This window comes from Nonomuraea candida (assembly GCF_000725485.1).
GTDB classification, from domain to species: Bacteria; Actinomycetota; Actinomycetes; order Streptosporangiales; family Streptosporangiaceae; genus Nonomuraea; species Nonomuraea candida.
Genome location: NZ_JOAG01000049.1, coordinates 1 through 24,338 on the forward strand (window position 1 = coordinate 1; position 24,338 = coordinate 24,338).

Genomic DNA, 24,338 nt, shown 5'->3' on the forward strand with positions numbered 1-24,338 from the left:
GAACCCGGAAGTTAAGCTTCTCTGCGCCGATGGTACTGCACTCGGGAGGGTGTGGGAGAGTAGGTCACCGCCGGACAATTTTTGGGAAGGCCCCGACGCTGCGCGTCGGGGCCTTTCTGCGTTTCCAGAGGGTTATGCGCCCTGCGGGGTGGCGGGCGGGCTGGCTTGGGGGTGTTGGCTGGTGGGCCGGCTACCGGGGCGTGGGCTTGATGGGCTTTCTGCCTCCTGCTGGGTGCCCGCCGGCTGATCGCGGCATCGTCGGACCCGGAAGCCTCACGCCAGAGCCGAGCTGCACCACTGCGTGGGAGATAAGCCGCCCTGGCGCCTCTTCGCGTGGCGCGGCTTCCCGTCATGGATGTCCTGCTCGCGATGACGGTGGCCGCAAGTGCCGTCGGGAATGGGAACGGTGCGGTGGTGGTGGTTCAGGTGACGTGGGCGGCGATGGTCTGGGCGCAGACCAGGGCTTCGGTGTGCGTGGTGTCCACCTCCAGGTCATAGACGACGCCCTGGTGGACCACTTCCGCCTGCAAAGCGGCCATCCCCTGAGGGCGGTCTCCCCGGGCGATCTCGCGGCCGGCGGCGACCTTGCTGTCGCATCTGACGCCGACCCACAGGACGTTCAGGCCGGTGAGAGCCTTCTGCCAGCGCTGCTGTGAGCCCGCACCGCCGAGGAAGACGTCATCGACGATGACCCGGGCGCCCGCGCGGGCCATCGCGGCGATCCCTGCCGTCCACGCCACGTCCAGGGCCATGAAGGCCGACCCGACGTTCACGGCACCGTCGGGGGAGAACTCGATGCCCTTCTCCGAAGCCTGCAAGGATGCGGGCAGCGCCTCGACCATATTGTCGACTCCCAAGGCGAGCCATGGGTCTGGCAGGACTGCTTGCAAGCACCGGGAGATTCCGGACTTTCCCGAGCTGGAGGCACCATTCAGCACGATCACATGAGTCGTCATGGCGCCACCCTAGGGGCTTACCGAGGAGCCTCGAAACGCATTTTCGGCGGCGTAGCGGGCTGCGGCCCATGGGTCCGGTGCCTACAGAGCGTCTCTGGGCTCCCACAGAGCGTCTCTCGGCGTCTTAGCAGGGTCTCGTAGGTCCTCCTCCTGCCGGCGTCCCCTGGCTCCCGTGTCTCCCGGTTTTGGCGTCGTCTGCTCCTGCTGTCTCCCGGCTCCGTTCTCTGCTGGTCCGGCATCTCTCGATTTCGGACGCTTCTTGGCCCCGACGTTTCCTGGTTCCGGATCTCCAAGCTCCCTCGTTTCCTGGTTCCGGCGTGCCCCGGGTCCCCACGTCTCGTGCGCGATCGGAACATCGTCTGCCTCGGGACACGCCGCCGGGGCCGGCGCGGCTCTCAGGCCGGCACGGCCCCGCCCCTCTCGCCTGATATTGCCAGGTCCCTCGCCTGGCATGGCACGGTCACGGCGCGGGCCGGTACCGTCGTCCCGATCCGGGCGTGGTCTGGCCGGGGGTGGCCCGGTCTCGGTGCGGTCGGGTCTTGGTGCGGGCGGCGTCCATCGGGAACTGCCGCGCATGAGGGGGCAGGGGTGGTTCAGAGGTGGAGGGTGCCGGATAGTACGGTGACGGCTTTGCCTGCCAGGTGCACGCGGTCTCCGGCGTGGGTGACGTGGACGAGGCCGCCTCGGGCCGAGAGCTGGGCGCCGGTCAGGGAGGGGCGGCCGAGGCGGGCCGACCAGTACGGTGACAGTGCGCAGTGGGCCGAGCCGGTCACCGGGTCCTCCGGTACGCCCACGTTCGGGGCGAAGAAGCGGGAGACGAAGTCCGTCTCCTCGCCGAGCGCCGTGACGATGACGCCCCGGGCGTCCACCGCGGCCAGGGCGGCGATGTCGGGGGCCAGGGTGCGGACAGCTTCCTGCGACTCCAGCTCCACCAGCAGGTCGAGGGCGCTTTTTCCGACGCGTACCGGGGTGGCGCCGAGTGCTTTCTCCAGGCCCTCCGGAGTGGGGGCGGGGGTGACCTCCTTGGCGGGGAAATCCATTGTGATCATGTTGTCGGGGGCGCGATTCACGGTAAGCGTGCCGCCGGCCGTACGGAATTCGAGGGGGCCTGTCGCCGCGCCCGTGGAATAGAGCACGTGGGCGGTGGCGAGCGTGGCGTGACCACAGAGTGTCACCTCTACGGCTGGGGTGAACCAGCGCAGGGAATCGCCGAGCAGGAAGGCGGTCTCGGAGAGGTTCATCTCGGTGGCTACGCTCTGCATCCATCGGTCAGTAACCGGAGAGTCCAGCAGGCAGACCGCTGCGGGATTACCCTTGAAAGCTGTGTCGGTGAAGGCGTCGACAGTGAACAGGCGCACGTGACCGATCGTATACGGGGGGTCGGATATCCAGCTGCAAGCAGGCTGCAAGCCGTACAAAATGGAATTAGGGCTGGGCGTGTCGCGTGGCGAATGCGGAATCGTCGGTTACCGTCCAATGTGTAGGGACGTGCCGATTACGGTGAGTTCCTGAGGAAAGGACAAGCCGATGGGGGCAGTGCGCAAGGTGGTGAGCTACCTTGGCCTGAGCGGGGTCGATCACTACGACGAGGGCTATGACGACGACGAGCACTACGAGGACGAGTACGTCCCCGCGACCGAGCGGGCCGCCAGGCGGTGGCGCGCGAACGTCGACTCGTCGCGGATCGTGATGGTCCAGCCGCTCAAGTACAACGACGCACCGTTGATCGGCCAGCATTTTCGTGACGGCCAGACGGTGATCATGGACGTCACGGGCATGTCGATGTCCGAGGCGACGAGGATGGTGGACTTCGCCGCCGGGCTGGCTTTCGGCTGCGAGGGGCGCATCGAGCGCATCGCCGAGCGCGTCTTCCTGCTCGCGCCGGCTCACGTAGAGATCGAGACCACCTGATCCCGCCACGGGGAGATCCGCACCTGAGCGGGCCCTCGTGAGCGGGATCAGCGAGCGGGATCAGCCCCGGCCTCGTGGGCCGGCCTGGGTCAGCGTGCGGGTCACCGCCGAGTCGGCCGGGTCAGCCTGGGGGTCAGCGGGCGGCGCGGGGGCCGCGGCGGATCAGGCGGGTCAGTTCGGCGGCGTCGTCGGCGGCCTGTTGTGCGCGGGTCTGCGCCTCGCGGGCGTAGGCGTGCAGCGCCCAGACCGCCCCTTCCGCCAGCTCCTTCAACTCGCCGACCTGGGCGGTGACGTAGCGGGCGTCCGCCTCGGCCAGCTTGCGGCGCTGCCAGAGCTGCCACAGGGCCAGGCCGATCATGGCCGCCGCGGCGGCGGCGAGCAGGCGGGTGGTGAAGAGCGTGCCGATGAGGCAGGCGACGCCCGCGACGATCAGCACGATGGCGGCCCACGGCCGGCCGCGTGGCACCATGCCCTCGGTGACGATGGACTCTTCCGCCGCGGCCAGCGAGGCTGGGTCGGCGCCTTCCGGGCGCAGCTCGATGGGGTGGCCGAGCAGCGGGACGACCAGCGTGTCGGGTGGTTCGAGGCGGCTGTCGGCCTCGAGCTCCTCGGCCACGCCGCGCAGGATGGGCGCCGCCACGTGCAGCGCGATGGCCGCCAGGTGGGGGTCGGCGCCGGGGCGCAGGTCGTCGAGGAGGTAGGAGCTGAGCGAGGCCATCGGCCCGGCCGGGCCGCCCTGGCCGATGAGTGAACGCAGCACCGCGAGCGGCTCGTTCTCGGCCCAGGTGGTGGCGGGGCTGCCGGAGCTGTTGTCGAGCGGGGCCGCGGAGCCGTGCTCGGCCTGGCGCGCCGAGGTGATCTCGGCGACCCGGCCGCGCAGCCTGGCCAGGCGGGCGGCGGCCACGGAGGGCTTGGCCAGCTCGGGGATCTCCGCCATCTCCGGGAAGTCGGCCAGCGACGGCGGCACGACGACGGTGGGCTCGCCGGGCACCAGCGCCTGCACCCACTGCTCGGGGTCGGCGTGCTGGGGAACGGCCAGCGCGTCGAGCTTGCGCAGCACGAAGATCTTGCCGGCGGGCCCGTACGCGCCCCGGGCGGCCGCCAGCCAGAGCGAGCGCTGGCCGTGCGAGACCGGGCGGTCGAGCGACAGCTCGCCGAAGGCGGTGCCGAGCCAGGAGGCGTGGATGCGGCTGCCCTGCCCGGAGACCGCCAGGGCCAGGCAGAGGAAGAGCGCGGTCTGCTGCTGGTCGCGGCCGGCGGCCCGGCTCAGCGGGTCGAGCGGGTCGTCGCCGGAGAGCAGCGCGACCAGCGCCTCGACGGCGGGGGGCAGCCAGTAGCCGGGGACGTCGCGAAAGCTCGGTGCGGCCGGAGGCGCGGTGCCCTTGGCGGCGAGGTGCGCCAGCAGCGCCTCGGCGTAACGGTGTAGTTCGGTCGCTGCTGGGGGGCTCGCAGTCAGGTCCGTGCTCAAGGCAGAGAACTCCCCCATTTCGGCCTCAGTTCATGACCGCGTAAAGCCTAGCCGTTGGGGCGCGCCAACCCGGTGGAGGCGCGCCCACGGCGGATCGTGAGACTTTGAGCCAACTGCCTGTTACATGCGCTCGGGGACAGGGACGCCCAGAAGGTCGAGCCCGGTCTCCATCACCCGCAGCGCCAGCGCGCACAGGGCCAGCCGCGAGGCGCGGGTGCCGGCCTCGACCCCTTCCTTGAGGACGGGGCACTGCTCGAAGAAGTCGGTGAAGGCGGAGGCGGTGGCGTAGAGGAACGCGCACAGGCGGTGCGGCTCGCTCAGGGCCGTCGCCTGCTCCAGCACCGTGCCGAAGCCGAGCAGCTGCAGGGCCAGAGCGCGCTCGGCGGGCTCGCCGAGCACGATGGGCCCGGTCGCGGTGGCCGGGTCGACCCCGCCCCTGCGGAAGATCGAGCGGATCCTGGCCTGTGCGTATTGCAGGTAGGGGGCCGTGTTGCCGGTGAAGGCGAGCATGCGGTCGAAGTCGAGGACGTAGTCGCTGTCGTGGCTGACCGACAAGTCGGCATATTTCACCGCGCCTATGCCGACCGCGTGCGCGATCTCCTTCTGCATCGCCTCGTCGTAGCCCCGGTCGGCGATCGCCGCGGTGGCCCGGTCGATGGCCTCGTTGAGCAGGTCGGTCAGCTTGACCGACTCGCCGGAGCGGGTCTTGAACCGGCGGCCGTCCTTGCCCAGCATCATGCCGATCTGGACGTGCTCGGCCGTGACCGTGTCGGGCAGCCAGCCCGCCAGCCGCGCGGCGGCGAACACCATGCGGAAGTGCAGCGTCTGCTCCGAGCCCACCACGTAGAGGATGCGGTCGGCCTTGAGGTCGTGGACGCGGTAGCGGATGGCCGCCATGTCGGTGGTGGCGTAACCGTAGCCGCCGTCGCTCTTCCTGATGATGAGCGGCAGCGGCTTGTCGTCGGAGCCGGTGAAACCGGGCGGGAACACGCAGAGCGCGCCCTCGCTCATCTCCGCCGTGCCGGCATCCTCCAGGTCGTCGCAGGTCTTCTGCAGCATGGGGTTGTACATGCTCTCGCCGGCCAGGTCGGCGTCGGTGAGCGTGACCCCGAGCAGGTCGTAGACCTTGTTGAAGTAGCGCACGGTGGCGTCCATGAACAGGTGCCACAGCCGCATCGTGGCGGGGTCGCCCGACTGCAGCGTGCTCACCCGCGCCCGGGCGCGCGTCTTGAAGTCCTCGTCACCGTCGAACTTGGCCCGCGCCGCCTGGTAGAACTCGGTGCCCTGGCCGGCCTCCAGCTGCGCGACCGCGGCCTCCTCGCCGATGTCGAGCAGGTGCTCGATGAGCATGCCGAACGGGGTGCCCCAGTCGCCCAGGTGGTTCTGCCTGATGACGGTGTTGCCGAGGTGCTCGTGCAGGCGGGCCAGCGAGTCGCCCACGATCGTGGTGCGCAGGTGGCCGACGTGCATCTCCTTGGCCGCGTTGGGCGCGGAGTAGTCGATCACCACGGTCTGCGACGGGGTGATGGTGCCGGCGCCGAGGCGCGGGTCGGCCAGCATCTGCCCGGACTCGGCGGCGATCCACGCGTCGTCAAGGGTGATGTTGAGGAAGCCGGGGCCGCTGACCTCGACCGTGCCGGGGAAGTCGGACAGCTCCGCCCTGATGGCCTCGGCGACCTCCCGCGGGGCCCGTCGCAGCCGCTTGGCCAGGCTCATCGCGACGTTCGCCTGGAAGTCGGCGAACTGGGAGGGCCGGATCAGCGGGTCTGCGTCGGCGTGCTCGGAGCCGAACGCGCGGGCCAGCGCCTGCTGGACGCGCTCGGTGAGCACTATCTGCGGGTCGGTCATGGTCTAAGGGTACCGGCGGCCTTGACCGCGACGCTTATCAATATGGCCGCCACGACCGAGATGCCGGCGGCGGTCAGGTCGTTGCTCAGGTCGCCCGGTTCGAGGGCGAAGAACTCCCTGACGAACGGCAGCGCCAGCCCGATCCCGAACAGCACCGCCATGGCTCCGACCAGCCCCGCCCGCCACCAGTTGAGCGGCCTGGCGATGAGCACGAGCACCCACCAGGTGACGAGGAAGAGCGTGATCACGGCGGCCGTCTGGTCCTCCAGGAGCGTGGAGGTGCCCTTGTGCGCGGCCCAGAACGACACCAGCACCGCCACCGCGCAGAGCACCCCGGCCGGCACGGCGAAGCGCAGCACCCGGCGCACGAAGCCGGGCTCGGAGCGCTCGATCGTGGGGGCCAGCGCCAGGAAGAACGCCGGGATGCCGATGACCAGGGCGTTGACCAGGGTCGAGTGCCGGGGCGCGAACGGGAAGGCCACCCCGGCCACCCCGACGAGCAGCGACAGCACGATCGCGTAGAAGGTCTTGGTGAGGAACAGGTTGGAGACGCGTTCGATGTTGGCCAGCACCCGCCGGCCCTCGGCCACGACGTGCGGCAGCGTGGCGAACTTGTCGTCGAGCAGCACCACCTGCGCGACGGCCTTGGTGGCGGGGCTGCCCGCGCCCATGGCGATGCCCAGGTCGGCGTCCTTGAGCGCGAGCACGTCGTTGACGCCGTCGCCGGTCATGGCCACGGTGTGGCCGCGGGCCTGGAGCGCGGTGACGAACTCGCGCTTCTGCTGCGGGGTGACGCGGCCGAAGACGGTGTGGGCGTCGAGCAGCTCGCCGAGCTTGGCGGGGTCGTCGTGGGGGAGGGTACGGGCGTCGATCGCGCGTTCGCCGCCCGGGATGCCGAGGCTGGTCGCGATCGCCGAGACCGCCAGCGGGTTGTCACCGGAAATGATCTTGACCGTCACGCCCTGCTCGGCGAAGTAGGCCAGGGTCTCGTGGGCGTCGGGCCTGACCCGCTGCCGGAGCGTGACGAGCGCGACCGGCTCGGGCTCCGCCTCGCCGCGCTCGACGCCGGACAGGCTGCCGGCCCGGCACAGCGCCAGCACGCGGCTGCCCGTCGCGGCCAGCTCGGTGGCCCGGTCGTAGCAGGCGCCGCCGCGGAGCAGCACGTCGGGCGCGCCCAGGACCCAGGCGCCGTGCTCGCCGAAGTCGGCCCCGCTCCACTTGCGCGCCGAGGAGAACGGGACGGTGGCGCGGGCGGTCCAGCCGGCGGGAGCGGCGGGGTAGCGGGCCCTGATCGCCTCGGCGGTGGCGTTGGGCCGCGCGTCGAGGTTGGCCAGCGCCCCCAGAGCCGCGTCGATCAGCCTGCCGTCAATCGGTCCGCCGTCGATCGGCCTGTCGTCGATCGGCCTGTCGTCGATCGGTCCGCCGCCGACCAGCCCGCCGTCGTGGACGGGGAGGATCTGGTCGAGGTCCATGCCGCCCGCGGTGAGGGTGCCCGTCTTGTCCAGGCAGAGCACGTCCACCCTGGCCAGGCCCTCGATCGCGGGCAGCTCCTGGACCAGGCACCTGCGCCGGCCCAGGCGTACGACGCCGACCGCGAAGGCGATGGAGGTCATCAGCACCAGGCCCTCGGGGATCATGGTGACGATGCCCGCGACCGCGCCGGTGACGGCGGTGCGCAGGTCGGCCGAGTTGGCGAGCTGGCTGTAGATCAGCAGGGCGCCGATCGGGACGACGAGCCAGGTGATGTACTTGATGAAGTTGGCCACGCCCGAGCGCAGCTCGGAGTGGGCCAGGTGGAACTTGCTGGCCTCCTCGGCCAGCTTGACGGCGTAGGCGTCGGTGCCGACGTGCGTGGAGACGAACGCGCCCGAGCCCGCCACCACGAAGCTGCCCGACAACACCCGGTCGCCCGGCCCCTTGTGCACGGGGTCGGCCTCGCCGGTCAGCAGGGACTCGTCGACCTCCAGGCCGTCGGAGTGCACGACGTCGCCGTCCACCAGCACCCGGTCGCCGGCGCCGAGCAGGATCAGGTCGCCGAGAACGACGTCGCGGGGCGGGATCTCGCGCTCCTCGCCGTCGCGGCGCACGCGCACGGGGGCCTCGTTGATCACCGCGAGGCGGTCGAGCGTGCGCTTGGCCCGCATCTCCTGGACGATGCCGATCAGCGCGTTGGCCACGATGACCAGCCCGAACAGGCCGTCCTGCCACTCCCCGAAGATCAGGATCAGCGCCCAGAGCACGCCGATGACCAGGTTGAACAGGGTGAAGACGTTGGCTCGCAGGATCGCGCTGAGCGAGCGGCTGGACCGGCGTGGCACGTGGTTGGCCGGCGCCCTCGCCACCTGTTCCGAGGTGAGCCCATGCGTCACTGAGACGAGCCCGTCCACATAACCCCCCGTATCTGTGGATCGGTCTCACACCTTACGGGGTCGCCTGTGCCGGTGGGAGAGACTTAAGTCTCTTCACCACAGCCTGTGGGAGCGGCCCGAGGCGGCCGTCCGGTCGCCGATCGCGGACACGACGCCGGCCGCCGCCAGGTCCGCGGCGAGCCGGCAGGCCGCGCTGATGCCCGGGGCCCGGGAGGCGCCGTGGGCGATGACGACGGTGCCGTTCAGCCCGAGCAGCACGGCGCCGCCGTACGCCTCGGCGTCGAGGCGGCGGCGCAGGTCGCGGATGCGGCCGCGCTGCATGGCGGCGCCGAGCCGGGCCAGCCTGCTGTCGCTGATCGTCTCCCTGAGCTCGGCGAACGCGTAGCGCACCGCGCCCTCCATGGTCTTCAGCGCCACGTTGCCGGTGAAGCCGTCGGTGGTGATCACATCCACCTTGCCGGTCAGCAGGTCGTGGCCCTCGACGTTGCCGGCGAAGGTGATGCCGGGGGAGCCCTGCAGCAGCTCGTGGGCGCGTTTGACGAGCTTGTTGCCCTTCTCCGCCTCGCTGCCGATCGTGAGCAGGCCGACCTTGGGGTCCTTGATGCCGTGGGCCAGCTCGGCGTAGGTGGCGCCGAGGTGGGCGAACTGCACCAGCATCTCCGGTTTGACCTCGGCGTTGGCGCCGGCGTCGAGGAGCACGGCCGGGGCGGGCAGCGTGGGGAGCGCGACGGCGATGGCCGGTCTGAGCACGCCCGGCTGCCCTTTGAGCCGGAGCCTGCCGGTGGCCACGATGCCGGCCGTCGATCCGGCGGACACGACCGCGGCCGCGTCGCCGCGGCGTACGAGGTGGCAGGCGATCGCGATGCTGGAGCGGGGGCGGCGCAGGCTGGCCAGCGCGCCCTCGTCCATCGCCAGGGCCTCCTCGGCCCGCACGATCGGGACCTCCTTGGTGGCGTCGTGGTCGGCGAGCGCCTCGTAGAGCACGCGCGGCGAGCCGACGAGCACCACGGACAGGCCGCGTTCGCGCACGGCGTGCACGGCCCCCGCCACGATCTCGTGCGGCGCGTGGTCGCCGCCCATGGCGTCGAGGGCGATGGGCCTGCTTTCGGACAACTGGTCACCTCGTACGGCATCGAGCCCGCCGTCACGGCTTGGCCGGAACGCGGGCTCGGTATGTCCGCATCGCAGGCACGGCAGGTGTCAGGTTAACCGGCGGGTAGGCGTACTTGGTTCCCGCGCCGGGGTGTTCCAGTCCTGGCCAGGGTGCCTAGTGCAGGTTCCAGTCGTCCTTGCCGCGAGTGACGATCACCTTGGAGAACTTCGCGTCGCCCGTCAACCTGATCAGCGGCCCGTCGCCCTCGGAGCCGGCCGTCACGTTGCGCTTGGCGAAGAGCGCGGAGCCCTCGTCGACGACGCGGGCGTTGTGGGGCACCCGGACGATCATCTTGCTGAACCGCGCGTTGGTCTCGACCGTGATCTCGCGCCCCGGCAGCACGGCGTCGGACAGGTCGATGATGAGCGCGCCGAACCTGGCCGACAGCCGGGTGTGCCGGGAGGCCACCCACCGTCCCTTGCGCACGACCTTGCTGAACTTGGAGGTGATGACCTGCCGCTCGATCGCGGCGGGCACGTCGGATGCGGACACCTCGGGCAGGTCCCGGGTGAGGGGGACGAGCTCGCCGACCGTCTTGGCCGTGTAGGCCGAGTCGAGGCGGTCGGCGTGCTCGACGCTGGTCAGTCTTCCCGTCGCGAGTGCCTCGCTCAGGACGGCGGCCACGCGGTCGCGGTCGGCGTCTGAGGCACGCAGGTCCAGCTCATCGGTCACGATTAATCAGTCTATGTTGGTACGCGATATGTCGCGAGTGTTCGTGAACCTCAAGGAAAACTTGGAGCCCAGCGGAACCACTGACGCCGGTGAGCGCGTCCGGGTATTAAGGACCGTAGACGCGCGACAAGGTCGTGAGGTTTACACCCGATCGAACAAAAAAGATGGGAAAGGCCTAGTGATCTTGAACCAGGCAGGCACCCGGCGCTTCCGGGCGTACACGTCCAAGCACCTCGACCAGCTTCTGCAGCGTGCGGGGCTGGGGGACGACGAGCGGCTCAAGGTCCGCGCCGTCGCCACGGTGCTGCCCTTCCGGACGAACGCCTACGTCGTGGATGAACTCATAGATTGGTCGGCCGCCCCCGACGACCCCATGTACCGGCTCGTCTTCCCTCAGGAGGACATGCTGCCCGCGGCCGACGTGGCGCGGCTGGCCGACCTGCTCAAGGCCGAGGCGCCGAACGCCGAGATCCAGGCGGAGGCGAACCGCGTCCGCGCGCAGCTCAACCCGCATCCCGCGGGCCAGATGGAGCTCAACGTTCCGAAGATGGGCGACGAGCCCGTCCCCGGGATGCAGCACAAATATCCGGAGACCGTGCTTTTCTTCCCTAAACAGGGACAAACCTGCCACGCCTACTGCACCTACTGCTTCAGATGGGCACAGTTCGTCGGCGACGCCGACCTCAAGTTCGCCTCCGACGACATCGACCAGATGGTCACCTACATCCGCCGGCACCCCGAGGTCACCAGCGTGCTGATCACGGGCGGCGACGCCATGATCATGGGTGAGCCCGTGATCAGGCGCTACGTCGAGCCGCTGCTCGAACTGGAGCAGCTCGAGTCCATCAGGATCGGCACCAAGGCGCTGGCCTACTGGCCGCAGCGCTTCACCACCGACCCCGACGCCGACGCCACCCTGCGCATGTTCGAGCAGGTCGTCGAGTCGGGGAAGAACCTCGCCTTCATGGCCCACTTCTCACACCCGCGCGAGCTGGAGTCGCCGCTGGTCGAGTCGGCCGTCCGGCGCATCATCGGCAGCGGCGCCACGATCAGGACCCAGGCGCCGCTGATCAGGTCCATCAACGACGACCCCGCCGTGTGGTCGGGCATGTGGCGGCGGCAACTGCGCATGGGGATGGTCCCCTACTACATGTTCGTCGAGCGTGACACCGGGCCGCAGGACTACTTCGCGGTTCCGCTGGCGCGGGCGTACGAGATCTTCAGGGACGCCTACTCGGCCGTCTCGGGGCTCTGCCGCACGGTGCGCGGGCCGTCCATGTCGGCCACGCCGGGCAAGGTCTGCGTGGACGGCGTCATGGAGGTCGCCGGCGAGCAGGTCTTCGTGCTCCACTTCATCCAGGCCCGTGACCCCTCCCTGGTGGGGCGGCCGTTCTTCGCGCGTTACGACCCGTCCGCCGTCTGGCTGACGGATCTGCGCCCCGCCTTCGCCGATCGTTTTCCGTTCGAGCCGGCGGACGCCCTGTTGCCCGCCTGATCCGGCCGCGCGCGTCCACCGCGACCGGATAATTTCGCCCCCGGCCCGTGACATTTGTTTTTCGCGACCCTTTGAGCACGGGCCGGCCGGGCCCCCTTCCGATGCATTCAACCGTCACCGTACGAGTGCGCGAATATCGGAAACTAGACCCTCCTATTTCCCGTTTTGTCTCCCCGCTCAACGCTCTCCCTTTACTCGGTAACCGGGCTGCAAACCCCTGCTACATGGGCTTTCATGCGCCTGCGGGCGATCATCACCAGTGGTAGAACTTCTTGCGTAGCTCAGCCGTAGCGACACGCTCAGTGTGGTGCCCATGGCGCGTACGCGACGGCATACGGGGGTTATCGATTCGCATTTCCACCGCATTCGAGAGCGATCGATCACGAGCCGGGAAGGCAATCATGAATCGAGTAGTCAAGACGGCGGTAGCCGTCACAGCATTCGGCTTGGCGGCTGCGGCCATGGCCGTGCCGGCCCAAGCGGAAGGTCAATACGACACCGCCAGGCACGCTCCCATCGACGGCCCGGGCGCGGGCACCAACTCCGGCGGAGCCCCGGTCAGCGGGCTCCTGGGCGACCTGCTCGGGGGCGGCCTGCTCAGCGGGCTGCTCGGCGGCGGCGCCAAGTCCGCGGCCCGGCCCAACCGCCCGCTGACCGAGGCCGAGCGGGACGCCATCATGGAGCACCAGGCCGAGCAGGGCACCACGGCCAACGCGGCCGAGGACGCGACCCGGACGGGAGGCCCGCTGCCCGAGCTGTCGCCCATCGTCGGCACGCTGGGCGGAGGCGCGCTGGGCCGGGGCGGCCTGACCGACTCCCTGCCGCTCCTGTCGGGCGCGTCCCGCCTGATGGGGCCGGTCACGCCCGCGGCCAAGGCGGGCAGGCAGGGCCAGGCCACGGCCGCGCAGGGTGCGCTGGGCGGCATGCTGGCCTCGCCCTTCGGCGGCGCGCTGGCGGGCCTCACCGGCGGCGGCGCCCTGTCCGGCCTCACCGGCGGCGGCCTGCTGCCGGGCTCGGGCGCGGGCGTCCTGGGCGCCGGCGGCGCCACGGCCAAGACCATGTACGGCACCAGCGGCAGCACCGGCTCCCTCGCGACCGGCGCCATGGTGTCCGGGCTCACCGAGGCCGTGGGGCGCGCGCTGCCGCACGGCACGGGCGGCGAGCTGTCCCCGCTGATCGGGCAGGTCGCGCCCGCCGAGACGGCGCCCCTGGTCAAGGTGCTGCCCGTCACCTCCCAGGCCGCCGCCATGGACGAGCTCACCCCGCTCGTCGAGGACGCCTCGGCCTTCGTGGAGGCCCGCGGGACCTCGGCCGCCACCTCCTACGGCGACGTGGTCACCGCCCTCGGCTGGACCACCGACGCCCTGACCCACTCGGTCCGCAACCCTGCCGTACGCGACTAGCGGCCCGCTCATCCGGAGGTGCGGCCGGACGTGGCTTCTGGGCTTGCGATGAGGTGCTCCCAGGGTCCGCGGCCGGACGTGATCGCGGAGAGGCGTGATTGCGGAGAGGCGTGCTCGGCGTACGTGACCGGACGTGATTCCCGGTCCGCGACGAGGCGCTTCCAGGTTCACGAGAGGGTTCGGGACGGGGTTTGCGATGGTGGCGCTGATGAGCGCGGCCGGCCGCGGAGCCGGCGGGGCGGTTCCCGGGCGTCCTAGGTGCCGACGCCCGGGCACCGGTCCCGGCGATCACGTGGCGGCCCGTTCCGGGCGCCCCAGCGACCCCCTGACGACATGTTCCCCTCGACCGGGGCCCTGATCGACCGGGCCCTTCGCGGCAGGCCGCACGGGCGCCCTCAGGTGCCGGGCGCCCCCGGCGCTGCCGCATGAGTTCGAGGCCCCGCGGTCAGCGGACGGTCTCATGCCGGGCTGGGCGGACGCGCCCTCGCCCAGGGAGCTCGCGCACTGCGCCGCCACTGCAGGGCAGCGGCGCGCGCGAGCACCCCGCCGCCGGCCCCCCGCGGGCCGGCGGCGCTTTTTCGTCTCCCGGGCGTCCAAGCCCTCCCACCCCTGTACGGCGGCGCCGCCGTCACCGCCGCCGGCGGCTCAGGGGATTCGGACGCCGGTGCGGCGGGCGATCTGGGCCTGCAGCCGCGCCATCTGCCAGTGCAGCTCGATGAGCTGCTCGGCGAGCTGCATCCTGGGGATCTCGGTCACGTCCTCGGTGGCCAGGTGGTCAATCGCGGCCGAAAGCTCTCCCATCGCGCGCCCCCACTCCATCACCGTTCCTCGCTCGAATTGACGTTCGAATGCTATCGGAACGCCGGGCTCGCTGTCAGTCATTTACCCCTCCCACCACCCCCGTTTCGCACACAAGATCGAACCCCCGACGGGACCATCCCAGAGGCACTGGCCCACCCCTGTAACGACTCACCCGAAAAGGGCTGGGGGAGGGGCTGGGGCGGCTAAGGGTCCCGGGGCGGAAGGCGGGCAGCCGGGCCTGAGACGCCCGCGGGGGCGCGGGAGAGGCCGGGAGAGGGGGAAGGGCGCTGAGGGCGCTCCTGGGCCGCGTGAGAGACCACGGAAGCCGGGCAACGTGGGCTCGCGTAACGGTGGCCCGCCGGTGAAGGGTCAGAGGCCGTTCCCCTGGAGGGTCCTCGGCCGGAGTGCGGCGGGTGGCGAACCACGGCACCGCCGTAACGGAAAGGAAGGCGAGCCGGGTCAGAGGCCGTTCCCTGGAGGGCCCTCAGCCGGAGTGCGGCGGGTGGCGAACCACGGCACCGCCGTAACGGAAAGGAAGGCGAGCCGGGTCAGAGGCCGTTCCTTGGAGGGCCCTCAGCCGGAGTGCGGCGGGTGGCGAAACCACCGCACCGCCGTAACGGAAGAATCAGCCCTTGTTGTACGCGGCGATGACTTCCTTCGGGTCGCCGTCCATTTTGATCTTGCCCTTGTGGAGCCAGATCACCCGGTTGCACGTCTGCTCGATCACCCGGAGATCGTGCGCGACGAGGAACACCGTGCCGGCCGACTCGCGGATCTGCCGGATGCGCTCCTCGCTCTTCTTCCTGAACTCGCGGTCGCCGGTCGCCAGGGCCTCGTCGATCAGCAGGACGTCGTGGGTCTTGGCGGAGGAGATGGCGAAGCGCAGGCGCGCGCCCATGCCCGAGGAGTAGGTGGACATGGGGAGCTGGACGAACTCGTCGATGCCGGAGAAGTCGACGATCTCCTGGTATTTCTCCTTGACCTCGGCCGGCGTCATGCCCATGGCGTAGCAGCCGAGGACGATGTTGCGCTCACCGGTCAGCTCGCGCATGAGGGCCGCGTTGACGCCCAGCAGCGAGGGCTGCCCGTCGGTGTAGACGGCGCCCTTGTGCGGGGGCAGCAGGCCCGCGATGGCGCGCAGCAGCGTCGACTTGCCCGAGCCGTTGCGCCCCACGATGCCGATGGCGTCGCCGTGATAGGCCACGAAGGTCACGCCCTTGACCGCGTGGACCTCTTTCATCTGCGGCCGGCCCTGACGCCTCAGGATGCGCGTGAGCGCGTTGACCGCGTTGCCCTTCTCGGCGTCGGAGGCCGCCCCGTAGACGCGGTAGACGATGTGCAGGTCGTCGACGATGACCGTGGGTGTGCCCGTCGGGACGTCGAGGGGCGCCTTGCCCGGGGGGTCCGGGTTGGGATGCACTCGGACATCCTTGCCGGAGACGGCGGGCTTGTCGCCCTTCACCTGTGACAGCTCCTTGGTCAGTTCAGCCACGCCCGTACCTCTCCTCGGCTCGCCAGAAGTACCAGAAGCCGAAGCCGAGTGCGAACACCGCCCAGAATACGCAAGACATCCACACCATCGGCGGCGGGTGGTGCCCGAACTCGGGGCGGTAGGTGCCGATGAGGATCTCGCGCATCCATTCGATGTAGGACGCGGCCGGGTTGAGATACATCACATTGGCCACCCACTGCGGCATCTCGGCCGACTCTACGACCTTCTCCTGGATCGAGAAGAAGACCCCGGAGGCGTAGAGCCACGTGCGTGTGATGAACGGCAGCAGCTGGTTGAGGTCGCGCATCTGGGCGCCGAGCCGGGCGACCACCAGGCCGGCGCCGATGTTGAACATCGTCTGGAGACCGAGCACCACCGGGATCATGAGCCAGAACCAGGTGGGCCACTCGCCGGTGGCGACCACGATCACGAAGAGCACGCCCATGGAGATGGCGAGCTGCTGCAGCTCCTGGATCGTGTAGGCCAGCGGCAGGGACGCGCGGGGGAAGTGCAGGGCCCGGATCATCGAGAGGTTGCCCGAGATCGACTTGGCGCCCGCGGTGACGGTCCGCTGCGTGTAGGTGAAGACGAACATGCCGGTCAGCAGGAAGGCCGGGTAGTTGACGATGTCGCCCTTGCCGCCCAGGATGAGGCCGAACATGACGTAGTAGATGGCGGCGTTGAGCAGGGGCGTCAGCACCTGCCACAGCTGGCCGAGCGCCGAGTTGGAGTATTTCGTGACGTTGCGCGAGGTCGCGTACGTCAGGATGAAGTGCCGCCGCTGCCACAGCTGGCGCAGGTAGACAGGGAACCTCGGCCGTGCGATGGCACGGCGGAGACCGTATCTCTTGGCGAGCTTGGCCAGCGGCTCCTGCCCGCTTCGGCCGCCCGCCTGGGCGTCCGCGACAGCGGATTCCGGCTGGCTCATGGCAAGGACTCTATTGGATCCCGGTAGGTGGGGTGTCTGTCGTACGGGTTGACGACGGACAGTTGGACGGTGTCTGCCGACGCCGGGTTCCAAGGCGTCACCAAGACCTGCTCAACCGTAGCCCAGCCGGGCGGGGCGCGGAGGCAAGGGCACGAGCACTGTCGTGTAGGGGGTATTTTTCATCGACTGTTCACGTCCGAGCTAGGCCCATTGAGGATGATTTGTGCAGTTTGTACCGCTTAGGGCCGAATGTCTGTGACGCTGGATAGGCACACGTGTGACCGAACTGCAACGCGCCAGAGACTCGCTGGTGGCAAGTAGTAAGGGATAGTCGCGATCGACTGGCAGGGCGTCGGCTGGTTTGACCATGTCAGCCAAATCCGGGGGGATACCAGGAACCCCCCGTCAGGCTGCTCACGATCACCGCAGCTCAGCGCTTGGCGCCCACCTGTAGAGGGAGGAATTCTTTCACCATGCGTGTTACTAAGGGCGCACAGATCGTCGCCGGTACCGCGCTGCTCGCCCTCGCGGTTGCCGCGTGTGGCGGCGGTGCCTCGGAAAGCGGTGGCACTGCCGCGGGCGGCGGAGAGACGCCGGTCCGCATGGAAATCGGTGAGCCTCAGGAGCTCCTGAACCCGCAGAACACCACGGAGACCGAGGGCTCCGAGGTGCTCGCCGCCGTGTTCTCGCCGCTCGTGCGGTACGACGAGAACAAGCAGCCGGTCGAGGAGGCCGCCGAGTCCATCACCACGACGGACAGCAAGGTCTGGACGATCAAGCTGAAGGCCGGCTACACGTGGCACGACGGCACCCCCGTCACCGCCGCCGACTACGCCCGTGCGTGGAACTACGCCGCCCTCCAGGACAACGCCATGAGCTCGTCCTACTTCTTCGGCCGCATCGACGGCTACGAGGACGTGCACCCGGGTGAGGGCAAGACGCCGTCGGCCAAGGAGATGAAGGGTCTCAAGGTCGTCGACGACAGCACCCTCGAGGTCACCCTGGCCGCGCCGTTCTCGCAGTTCAAGACGATGCTCGGCTACACCGCCTTCTACCCGATGCCCGCCTCGGCGCTGGGCTCGGACGGCAAGGTGACCCAGGCCTACGGTGAGAAGCCGATCGGGCAGGGCCTGTTCAAGGTGGACAAGCCGTACAAGAAGGGCACCGACCCGACCATCGAGCTGTCGGTCTACGACAAGTTCCCCGGCAAGAAGCCCGCGGGCTGGACCAAGCTCCAGTTCAAGGTCTACACCAGCTCCGAGACCGCGTGGAACGACCTCCAGGCCGAGAACCTGGACATCCACGACTCCCTGCCCGCCACGGCCATCTCGACGGCGAAGCAGGTGCTCGGTGACCGGTACTTCGACGAGCCCGACGCCTCGCTCGGCTACATCGGCGTCCCGCTGAAGTACAACAAGGAGTACGAGAACGCCGACGTGCGCAAGGCCATCTCGATGGCCATCGACCGGAAGACCATCACCGACACGGTCTTCTCCGGCACCCGCGCCCCGGCCGACGACTTCATCAACCCGGCCATCCCCGGCTACCGCCAGGGCGCCTGCGAGGCGTGCGCGTACAACCCGGCCGAGGCCAAGAAGCTGTACGAGTCGGCGGGCGGTCCCAAGACCATCGAGCTCGGCTACAACGCCGACGGCGGCCACAAGGAGTGGATCGAGGCCGTCGCCAACAACCTGCGCGCCAACCTGGGCATCGAGGTCACGCCGAAGCCGTTCGAGAAGTTCCAGGGCATCCTGGACGCCCTGGACGCCAAGGAGTACAAGGGCCTGTTCCGCATGGGCTGGGCGATCGACTACCCGTCGCCCGAGAACTACCTGACCCCGATCTTCGGCACCGGCTCCATCGGCACCGGTTCGAACTACGGTGGTTACTCCAACAAGGAGTTCGACGAGCTCGTGGCCAAGGGTGACCAGGCCACGGACGCCGCCGAGGGCATGAAGTTCTACCAGCAGGCCACGGACATCCTGAACAAGGAGCTTCCGTACATCCCGATCTACTTCTACCGGAGCAACTTCGGCCACTCCACCAAGATCAAGAACGTCAAGCTCAACCTGCTCAACCAGATCAACTGGGCTGACGTCGAGAAGGCCTGACGTCATTCGCCAGGCGGGCGGTCCACTTGCCGCCCGCCCGTCGAAGGACTGAGCTTGGAGGCAGTCACTCGGGCCGGGTAAATCACGGACTCCGGGGGGCTGCCTCCAAGTGTGTACCGGAGGGCTGAATGGGCCGATATGTCATTAGGCGTCTGATCCAGGCGATACCCGTCCTGCTCGGCGCCACGCTACTCATCTTCTGCATCGTCTTCGCGCTGCCCGGCGACCCCATCGCGGCACTTTTCGGGGACAAGCGGCCGGATCCGGCCATCGCCGAGATCCTGCGCGAGCAGTATCACCTCAACGATCCGCTGCTGCTGCAGTACTGGTACTACATCAGCGGCGTGCTCTTCCGCGGCGACTTCGGCGTCAACTTCGCCGACGTGCCGGTGTCTCAGATCATGGCCGGGAAGTTCCAGGTCACGCTGAACCTCGCCCTGACCGCCCTGGTCATGGAGGCGGTCATCGGCGTCGGCCTGGGCCTGTGGGCGGCGCTGCGCCGCGGCCGGGCCACCGACACCATGATCCTGGCCTCGACGCTGCTGCTGATCTCGGTCCCGACGCTGGTGACCGGCTTCGTGCTGCAGCTCATCCTGGGCGTCAAGCTCAAGCAGTGGACGGGGCTGGACATATTTCCCGTCGCGGGCACGTTCGCCGGCTGGCGCAGCTACATCGTGCCCGGCTTCGTGCTGGCCGGAGTGTCGGTCGCGTACCTGACCAGGCTCACCAGGACCAGCCTGGTGGAGACGCTGCGGGCCGACTACATCCGCACGGCCACCGCCAAGGGCCTGTCCAGGCGGCGGGTCATCGGCAGGCACGGACTGCGCAACGCCCTGATCCCGCTGGTCACCTATCTGGGCGCCGACCTCGGCAACCTGATGGGCGGTGCGGTGATCACCGAGACGATCTTCAATCTCCAGGGAATTGGCAACCAGCTCTTCAACTCGGTTTACTTGCGAGAACAGCCGGTTGTCGTCGGCATCGTGACCGTCCTTGTGCTGATCTACATCCTGGCGAACCTGGTCGTCGACCTGTTGTACGCCGTGCTCGACCCGAGGATCCGCTATGAGTAACCCAACCCCGCCGGTGGGGCCGGGGCTCCCGGAGACGCAGACGCTGATCCCGGACACGACCACCGCTCCCGGCAAGGAGAAAGAGAGCAAGCAGGGCAAGCAGGGCAAGCCCGCCAGCCTCTGGACCGACGCCTGGTACGACCTCAGGCGCCGGCCGATGTTCATCATCTCGGTGATCATCATCCTGGTGCTGCTGGTCATGTCGTTCTGGCCGTCGCTGTTCAGCTCGATCGACCCGTACAACGCCAGGACCTGTGACCTGTCCACCGCCCGGCAGGGGCCCAGTCCCGGCCACCTGTTCGGCCGCGACAACCTGGGCTGCGACGTCTACGCCAGGACGATCTACGGAGCCCGCAACTCCATCGTGATCGGCGTGTTCACCACGCTCGTGACCACGCTCATCGGCGGCCTGCTCGGCATCATCGCCGGCTTCCGCGGCGGCATGGTGGACACGATCTCCTCGCGCGTCACGGAGATCTTCTTCGCCATCCCCTCGATCCTCGGCGCGCTGCTGATCGCGGCCACCTTCCGCGGCCGCTACAACAGCATCCTGCTGGTGATCATCGCGCTGTCGGTGCTGGGCTGGCCGATGGTCTACCGGATCATGCGGGCGGCGGTGATCACGGCGAAGAACCAGGACTTCGTGGTGGCGGCCAGGGCACTGGGCGCGGGAGCGGGCCGGATCATGTTCCGCCACCTGCTGCCGAACTCGCTGGCCCCGGTCATCGTCGTGGCCACGATCAACCTGGGCACCTTCATCGCGGCCGAGGCCGCGCTGTCGTTCCTGGGCGTCGGCGTGCAGTCGCCGGACATCTCCTGGGGCCTGATGATCGCCGACGCGCGCAACAGGTTCCTGGAGGCGCCGCTGCCCCTGGTGTTCCCCGCGGTGTTCCTGAGCATCACCGTGCTCGCGTTCATCATGATGGGCGACGCCGTGCGCGACGCGCTCGACCCGAAGCTCAGGTAGTAGGGGGACTTAGTGAAGAGAACGTCTACCGACGTGCTGCCGGGCGAGGGAGCGCTGGGCGACGAGCCGCTGCTCGCGGTCGACAACCTGCACGTGGAGTTCCACACCCGGGCCGGGACGGTGCGCGCGGTCAACGGCGTGAGCTACACCGTCGCGCCCGGCGAGACGCTCGCGGTGCTGGGCGAGTCGGGTTCGGGCAAGTCCGTGACGGCCCAGGCCATCATGGGCATCCTGGACATGCCCCCGGCGGTCATCCCCAAGGGGGAGATCCGCTTCAAGGGCACCGACCTGCTCAAGCTCTCCGAGGAGGCCCGCACCCAGGTGCGCGGCCAGCGGATCGCGATGATCTTCCAGGACGCGCTCTCCGCGCTCAACCCGGTCTTCACCGTGGGCTGGCAGATCAGCGAGATGTTCCGGGTGCACCGGGGCATGTCCAAGGCCGACGCCATGAAGAAGGCCGTCGAGCTGATGGACCGCGTCCGCATCCCGGCCGCCAGGCAGCGCGTGCACGACTACCCGCACCAGTTCTCCGGCGGCATGCGCCAGCGCATCATGATCGCGATGTCGATCGCGCTGGACCCGGAGGTGCTGATCGCGGACGAGCCGACCACGGCCCTGGACGTGACCGTCCAGGCCCAGATCATGGAACTGCTGGCCGAGCTGCAGCGCGAGAGCCAGATGGGCCTGATCCTGATCACCCACGACCTCGGGGTCGTGGCCGACGTGGCCGACAAGATCGCGGTCATGTACGCGGGGCGCATCGTGGAGAACGCCCCCGTGTACGACATCTACAAGGCGCCCGCCCATCCGTACACGAAGGGCCTGCTGGACTCGATCCCCAGGGTCGACCAGAAGGGCCAGGACCTGTACGCGATCAAGGGCCTGCCGCCCAACCTGCTCGACCTGCCGACCGGGTGCTCGTTCCATCCCCGGTGCCCGTACCGGCAGGACAACTGCGTGACCGACGTCCCCCCGCTCTACGAGATCAGCGGCACGCGCGGCAGCGCCTGCCACTACTGGAGGGAGGTCCTCGATGGCGAGCGGCAGTGAGCGCATCCTCGAGGTGCGCGACCTGGTCAAGCACTTCCCGCTGACCCAGGGGATCGTCTTCAAGAAGCAGATCGGCGCGATCAAGGCCGTGGACGGCGTGTCGTTCGACCTGAACAGGGGCGAGACGCTGGGCATCGTGGGCGAGTCGGGCTGCGGCAAGTCCACGCTGGCCAAGGTGCTGATGGCGCTGGAGCGGCCCACCTCGGGCTCGGTGGTGATCAACGGCCGGGACATCGCCAAGGCCAAGGGCGGCGAGCTCAAGCGCATGCGCCGCAACATCCAGATGGTGATGCAGGACCCGTACACCTCGCTGAACCCCCGGATGACCGTCGGCGACATCATCGGCGAGCCGTACGAGATCCACACGGACGTCGCGCCCAAGGGCGACCGGCGCAAGCGGGTGCAGGACCTGCTGGAGGTGGTCGGCCTCAACCCCGACCACATCAACCGCTACCCGCACCAGTTCTCCGGCGGTCAGCGGCAGCGCATCGGCATCGCCCGCGGGCTGGCGCTGCAGCCGGAGATCATCGTCTGCGACGAGCCGGTCTCCGCGCTCGACGTGTCGATCCAGGCGCAGGTCATCAACCTGCTGGAACGGCTGCAGAACGAGTTCAACCTGGCCTACATCTTCATCGCCCACGACCTGTCGGTGGTGCGCCACATCTCCGACCGGGTGGGCGTGATGTACCTGGGCAAGTTCGTGGAGCTGGGCAAGGACGCGGAGATCTACGACCGGCCGGCCCATCCGTACACGCAGGCGCTGCTGTCGGCGGTGCCGGTGCCCGACCCGGAGGGGAGGGAGCAGCGTGAGCGGATCATCCTCCAGGGCGATCCGCCGTCGCCCGCCAACCCGCCCAGCGGGTGCCGGTTCCGCACGCGGTGCTGGAAGGCGCAGGAGATCTGCGCCGAGGAGGAGCCTCTCCTGCAGATCCGGCCGGGGACGACGCACGAGAGCGCCTGCCACTTCGCCGAGACCCACGACGTGGTGCACGTGAGCTGACACCCGGCTCGTCCGCACGTGAGCTGACGGCTCACACGGTGGCGATGATCGCTGAGCCGTGGCCGAAGAGGCCCTGGTTGGCGGCCAGGCCGACGCGGGCGTCCGCCGTCTGGCGGGCGCCCGCGCGGCCCCTGAGCTGGGCCGTCAGCTCGCAGAGCTGGGCGATGGCCTGGGCCGGGATCGCCTCGCCGAACGACGCCAGGCCGCCCGACGGGTTGACCGGGATCCGGCCCCCGAGGGCGGTCGCGCCGTCGCGCAGCAGCTTGTCCGCCCCGCCGGGCGGGCACAGGCCGATGTCCTCCATCCAGTCCAGCTCCAGGGCCGTGGACAGGTCGTACACCTCCGCCAGGGACAGGTCCTCGGGGCCCACCCCGGCCTCCTCGTACGCCGCGTGCGCGATCGCCGCCCTGAAGGGCCTCACGGGTCCCGCCGCGGCCGCCCGGGAGTCGGTGGCGAAGTCCGGCAGCTCCAGCACCGTGTTCGGGAACGTCGGCGTCACCGTGGAGACGGCGGCCAGGCGGACGAACCGCGTGGCGTGCCGGCGGGCGAACGCCTCCGAGGCCAGCACCACCGCCGCGCCCCCGTCGGAGGTGGCGCAGATGTCCATGAGACGCAGCGGGTCGGCCACCATGGGGGAGGCCGCCACCTCCCCGGCCGTGACGGGCTTGCGGTAGCGGGCCATCGGGTTGAGCGAGCCCGCCAGCGCGTTCTTGACCTTGACGGCGGCGAAGTCGGCCGGGGTCGAGCCGTGCAGGGCCATGCGGCGGCGGGCGTAGAGGGCGAAGTAGGCGGGGTTCGTCGCGCCCAGGAGGCGGAAGCGCAGCCAGTCGGGGTCGTCGGGCCGGTCGCCGCCCACCGGCTTGAAGAAGCCCTTCGGCGCCGCCTCCGCGCCGATCACGAGCGCCACGTCGCACAGGCCGGCCAGGATGCGGGTGCGCGCGATGTCCAGCGCCTGCGCCCCCGACGCGCAGGCCGCGTAGCAGGAGGCCACCCTGGCGCCCGACCAGCCCAGCGCCCTGGCGTAGGAGGCGCCGGAGACGAAGCCCGGGTAGCCGTTCCTGATCGTGTCGGCGCCGACCACGAACTGCACGTCCGTCCAGGCCAGCCCGGCGTCCCGCAGCGCCTCGCGGGCGGCCGCCACCCCGTACTCCAGGAAGGGCCTGCCCCACTTGCCCCAGGGATGCATCCCCGTGCCCAGCACCGCCACCGGCCCGGCTCCACCGGCGCTCATGAGGCCCGCCCCCACATCCACACCAGCGGGCCGTCGGCCAGCGGCCCCGAGGTCAGCTCCAGCTCCATGCCCACCGCGAGCTGCTCCACGCCCAGCCCCTCGACCTGCCCGAGCACCACGATCCCGACCTCGTCGAGCTCGACCGCGGCCAGCGTGACCGGCTCGTACGGCTCCGCCGCCACGTACGGCGCCGGCGGCGGGTAGCAGGCGTTCGTGTACGACCAGACCCGCCCCCGCCGCGGCAGCCGGACCACCTCCGTCTCCGTGCCCGCGCAGCGCGGGTCGGGGCACGACCCGTCGCGGGGCGGGAAGCACACCGTGCCGCACTCCGCGCACCTGGTGCCGAGCAGGCGGGCGCCGTCCCGCTCCACGGTGAACCAGCCCTCGATGGCGTACGTCATAGCCGGAGT

The 24,338-nt window shown here is 69.7% G+C and carries 20 protein-coding genes and 1 rRNA gene; 9 read left to right on the forward strand and 12 right to left on the reverse strand.

The genetic code is table 11. The features are described from left to right. A 5S ribosomal RNA gene (rrf, locus tag IO39_RS36330) occupies window positions 1-76 on the forward strand; the annotation flags it as partial. A gap of 346 nt (window positions 77-422) precedes the next feature. Here rrf and cpt read toward each other — a convergent pair. Beyond that, the gene (gene cpt / locus IO39_RS36335; RefSeq protein WP_084774087.1) at window positions 423-956 is read right to left on the reverse strand and encodes a chloramphenicol phosphotransferase CPT; all 534 of its coding nucleotides are present in this window, start codon (window positions 954-956) and stop codon (window positions 423-425) included. Window positions 957-1,549: 593 nt separating this feature from the next. Continuing rightward, window positions 1,550-2,314 carry a PhzF family phenazine biosynthesis protein gene (locus tag IO39_RS36340; RefSeq protein ID WP_043633491.1) on the reverse strand — a complete coding sequence of 255 codons (765 nt, stop codon included), beginning with the start codon at window positions 2,312-2,314 and terminating at the stop codon, window positions 1,550-1,552. 169 nt (window positions 2,315-2,483) lie between these two features. Between IO39_RS36340 and IO39_RS36345 the strand changes: the two genes are divergently transcribed. After that, the gene (locus IO39_RS36345) at window positions 2,484-2,867 is read left to right on the forward strand and encodes a cell division protein SepF (protein ID WP_043633494.1); all 384 of its coding nucleotides are present in this window, start codon (window positions 2,484-2,486) and stop codon (window positions 2,865-2,867) included. 133 nt (window positions 2,868-3,000) lie between these two features. On the opposite strand, the gene IO39_RS36350 is transcribed toward IO39_RS36345, so the two are convergent. From IO39_RS36350 to IO39_RS36370, 5 genes are all read right to left on the reverse strand, one after another. Continuing rightward, window positions 3,001-4,335: a hypothetical protein gene (locus IO39_RS36350; RefSeq protein ID WP_245642496.1), complete on the reverse strand. Its 1,335-nt coding sequence runs from the start codon at window positions 4,333-4,335 to the stop codon at window positions 3,001-3,003. Between the two features lie 120 nt (window positions 4,336-4,455). Next, window positions 4,456-6,183 (reverse strand): arginine--tRNA ligase, encoded by a 1,728-nt coding sequence (gene argS, locus IO39_RS36355; RefSeq protein WP_043633497.1) that lies wholly within the window; start codon window positions 6,181-6,183, stop codon window positions 4,456-4,458. Beyond that, window positions 6,180-8,525 (reverse strand): HAD-IC family P-type ATPase, encoded by a 2,346-nt coding sequence (locus IO39_RS36360; protein WP_245642497.1) that lies wholly within the window; start codon window positions 8,523-8,525, stop codon window positions 6,180-6,182. Before IO39_RS36360 ends, argS begins: the two co-directional genes overlap by 4 nt. 120 nt (window positions 8,526-8,645) lie before the next feature. Next, window positions 8,646-9,665 carry a phosphate acyltransferase PlsX gene (gene plsX, locus IO39_RS36365; RefSeq protein ID WP_043633504.1) on the reverse strand — a complete coding sequence of 340 codons (1,020 nt, stop codon included), beginning with the start codon at window positions 9,663-9,665 and terminating at the stop codon, window positions 8,646-8,648. 154 nt (window positions 9,666-9,819) lie between these two features. Then, entirely contained in the window at window positions 9,820-10,377 is a 558-nt protein-coding gene (locus IO39_RS36370) for a DUF1707 SHOCT-like domain-containing protein (protein ID WP_245642498.1), read from the reverse strand. Between the two features lie 178 nt (window positions 10,378-10,555). Between IO39_RS36370 and IO39_RS36375 the strand changes: the two genes are divergently transcribed. Further along, window positions 10,556-11,872 (forward strand): KamA family radical SAM protein, encoded by a 1,317-nt coding sequence (locus IO39_RS36375; protein WP_043633508.1) that lies wholly within the window; start codon window positions 10,556-10,558, stop codon window positions 11,870-11,872. A 401-nt stretch (window positions 11,873-12,273) separates the two neighbouring features. Then, window positions 12,274-13,275: a hypothetical protein gene (locus IO39_RS36380; protein WP_157549400.1), complete on the forward strand. Its 1,002-nt coding sequence runs from the start codon at window positions 12,274-12,276 to the stop codon at window positions 13,273-13,275. A 645-nt stretch (window positions 13,276-13,920) separates the two neighbouring features. Here the strand turns inward: IO39_RS36380 and IO39_RS56255 are convergent. The 3 genes from IO39_RS56255 to IO39_RS36390 form a co-directional block, all read right to left on the reverse strand. Beyond that, window positions 13,921-14,076, reverse strand: coding sequence for a hypothetical protein (locus IO39_RS56255; protein ID WP_169789184.1), 156 nt, complete (start codon window positions 14,074-14,076; stop codon window positions 13,921-13,923). 625 nt (window positions 14,077-14,701) lie between these two features. Beyond that, complete coding sequence (locus IO39_RS36385) at window positions 14,702-15,568, reverse strand: ABC transporter ATP-binding protein (protein WP_211267297.1); 867 nt, start codon at window positions 15,566-15,568, stop codon at window positions 14,702-14,704. Beyond that, entirely contained in the window at window positions 15,561-16,496 is a 936-nt protein-coding gene (locus IO39_RS36390) for an ABC transporter permease (RefSeq protein WP_043633514.1), read from the reverse strand. Before IO39_RS36390 ends, IO39_RS36385 begins: the two co-directional genes overlap by 8 nt. Window positions 16,497-17,098: 602 nt before the next feature. Between IO39_RS36390 and IO39_RS36395 the strand changes: the two genes are divergently transcribed. From IO39_RS36395 to IO39_RS36415, 5 genes are all read left to right on the forward strand, one after another. Next, window positions 17,099-18,607, forward strand: a complete 1,509-nt coding sequence (locus tag IO39_RS36395) for a peptide ABC transporter substrate-binding protein (protein ID WP_245642499.1) — start codon at window positions 17,099-17,101, stop codon at window positions 18,605-18,607. Window positions 18,608-18,735: 128 nt separating this feature from the next. After that, window positions 18,736-19,680 carry an ABC transporter permease gene (locus tag IO39_RS36400; protein WP_043633519.1) on the forward strand — a complete coding sequence of 315 codons (945 nt, stop codon included), beginning with the start codon at window positions 18,736-18,738 and terminating at the stop codon, window positions 19,678-19,680. Beyond that, complete coding sequence (locus tag IO39_RS36405) at window positions 19,673-20,647, forward strand: ABC transporter permease (protein WP_052423820.1); 975 nt, start codon at window positions 19,673-19,675, stop codon at window positions 20,645-20,647. The genes IO39_RS36400 and IO39_RS36405 overlap by 8 nt, the downstream gene beginning before the upstream one ends. A 12-nt stretch (window positions 20,648-20,659) precedes the next feature. Then, a complete protein-coding gene (locus tag IO39_RS36410) occupies window positions 20,660-21,697 on the forward strand; it encodes an ABC transporter ATP-binding protein (protein ID WP_052423821.1) in 1,038 nt (345 codons plus the stop codon). Next, on the forward strand, window positions 21,681-22,697 hold the full coding sequence (locus IO39_RS36415) for an ABC transporter ATP-binding protein (RefSeq protein ID WP_043633524.1): 1,017 nt from the start codon (window positions 21,681-21,683) through the stop codon (window positions 22,695-22,697). Before IO39_RS36410 ends, IO39_RS36415 begins: the two co-directional genes overlap by 17 nt. A gap of 31 nt (window positions 22,698-22,728) precedes the next feature. Here IO39_RS36415 and IO39_RS36420 read toward each other — a convergent pair whose 3' ends face one another. After that, the gene (locus IO39_RS36420; RefSeq protein ID WP_043633621.1) at window positions 22,729-23,928 is read right to left on the reverse strand and encodes a lipid-transfer protein; all 1,200 of its coding nucleotides are present in this window, start codon (window positions 23,926-23,928) and stop codon (window positions 22,729-22,731) included. Beyond that, window positions 23,925-24,329: a Zn-ribbon domain-containing OB-fold protein gene (locus IO39_RS36425; protein ID WP_043633527.1), complete on the reverse strand. Its 405-nt coding sequence runs from the start codon at window positions 24,327-24,329 to the stop codon at window positions 23,925-23,927. The genes IO39_RS36420 and IO39_RS36425 overlap by 4 nt, the downstream gene beginning before the upstream one ends. Window positions 24,330-24,338: the final 9 nt, after the last annotated feature.

What these genes read in the sequence shown, in the direction of transcription:
- cpt (WP_084774087.1), bottom strand. Translation starts at nt 956, where the DNA reads ATGACGACTCATGTGATCGTGCTGAATGGTGCCTCCAGCTCGGGAAAG.
- IO39_RS36345 (WP_043633494.1), top strand. Translation starts at nt 2,484, where the DNA reads ATGGGGGCAGTGCGCAAGGTGGTGAGCTACCTTGGCCTGAGCGGGGTC.
- argS (WP_043633497.1), bottom strand. Translation starts at nt 6,183, where the DNA reads ATGACCGACCCGCAGATAGTGCTCACCGAGCGCGTCCAGCAGGCGCTG.
- IO39_RS36380 (WP_157549400.1), top strand. Translation starts at nt 12,274, where the DNA reads ATGAATCGAGTAGTCAAGACGGCGGTAGCCGTCACAGCATTCGGCTTG.
- IO39_RS56255 (WP_169789184.1), bottom strand. Translation starts at nt 14,076, where the DNA reads ATGGGAGAGCTTTCGGCCGCGATTGACCACCTGGCCACCGAGGACGTG.
- IO39_RS36390 (WP_043633514.1), bottom strand. Translation starts at nt 16,496, where the DNA reads ATGAGCCAGCCGGAATCCGCTGTCGCGGACGCCCAGGCGGGCGGCCGA.
- IO39_RS36395 (WP_245642499.1), top strand. Translation starts at nt 17,099, where the DNA reads ATGGAAATCGGTGAGCCTCAGGAGCTCCTGAACCCGCAGAACACCACG.
- IO39_RS36400 (WP_043633519.1), top strand. Translation starts at nt 18,736, where the DNA reads ATGGGCCGATATGTCATTAGGCGTCTGATCCAGGCGATACCCGTCCTG.
- IO39_RS36405 (WP_052423820.1), top strand. Translation starts at nt 19,673, where the DNA reads ATGAGTAACCCAACCCCGCCGGTGGGGCCGGGGCTCCCGGAGACGCAG.
- IO39_RS36415 (WP_043633524.1), top strand. Translation starts at nt 21,681, where the DNA reads ATGGCGAGCGGCAGTGAGCGCATCCTCGAGGTGCGCGACCTGGTCAAG.
- IO39_RS36420 (WP_043633621.1), bottom strand. Translation starts at nt 23,928, where the DNA reads ATGAGCGCCGGTGGAGCCGGGCCGGTGGCGGTGCTGGGCACGGGGATG.
- IO39_RS36425 (WP_043633527.1), bottom strand. Translation starts at nt 24,329, where the DNA reads ATGACGTACGCCATCGAGGGCTGGTTCACCGTGGAGCGGGACGGCGCC.